General features: G+C 50.4%; 1 protein-coding gene. It reads right to left on the bottom strand.

The genetic code is table 11. The annotated features are described in order from the left end of the window. Positions 1 to 974 (bottom strand): phage tail length tape measure family protein (locus VZP09_RS07160; RefSeq protein ID WP_328794994.1); only part of this gene is annotated, 974 nt, incomplete at its 3' end. Positions 975 to 1,017: the final 43 nt, after the last annotated feature.

Below are 1,017 nucleotides of genomic sequence, written 5' to 3'. Positions count from 1 at the left end.
TTAATCGCGGGACCAATACCGCCGAACATATCTTTCAACTGCCCGCCCTGCTGCATGAGCACCATGAATGGCGACTGACCTGTAGATAAGCCGACAATAATATCTGTCATTTGAGCAGGGATCATGCGCATAGCATTGGCAGTCTGAGCTGCAGACTGGCCTGTTTTACCCAATTGCGCCTGGGTTTTCTCCAGGGCATCGCGGGATTCTGCAAGTTTGCTGTTGAGGCGATCGTAAGCCAGGGGCGACAGCATCCCGGATGTTTTGGCTGTATCAAGCTGGCGCTGTTGCTCGTTCAGGCGGCGGAATGCTTCACCTACGGGATCTATTTGGGCCTCAAGACGACGCAGTGCATTTACCTGTTCATCATGTGCTTTTGCAGCTTCGCGCTCGGCTTGTGCTTCGCCGGTTACTTCTCGGCGAGTATCCTGCAGTTTTTTGCTGTAGGCATCATATTGAGAAGTATTAATTGCCCCCGATTTAAAGGCCGTGTTGAGTTCACTTTGCTGTTGTTCAAGATTGCGAAGCGCAGCTGCCAGAGGGTCGATTTTATCGAGCATTCTTTGGAATGCATTAGCCTGCGCCTCCTGCTGAGCAGCAGCTAATTTGCTGGCCTTTTCTGCTTCTCGTTGAGCTTGTGCAACGCCGCTTAACTCATCGGTCGTATCATTCAGCATTTTGGAGAGAGAGCGAAACTCTTCCTCGTCAATTAGCCCCTTGTCGAAGTATTTTTTCAGCTCAGTAAAGCGGCGGCCAACGGTATCAATAGCAGCACCAACCGGATCAATGACTGCTCGCAATTTATTGAGCGCGTCTTTTTCCTCGTCAGTCGCTTTTGTCACTTTGAACATGCTGGTTACGGCTTTATCACCAGACTGAGTCATCTTATCAAGCGCAACTGCAAGGCTGTCAGCCTGTTTTTCTGCCCCAGAGCTATCTATAACAATGGCCAAGCGGGAAGTTTGTTCTGTCATTTGGCNNTCTCCGGGCAATAAAAAACCCCGCCGNAGCGAGGTT

Origin of the sequence: Klebsiella sp. EMBS2024 (assembly GCF_036233805.1) — a bacterium.
Taxonomy (GTDB): Bacteria; Pseudomonadota; Gammaproteobacteria; order Enterobacterales; family Enterobacteriaceae; genus Klebsiella; species Klebsiella pneumoniae.
This window is presented reverse-complemented; position numbering and strand designations above follow the sequence as displayed.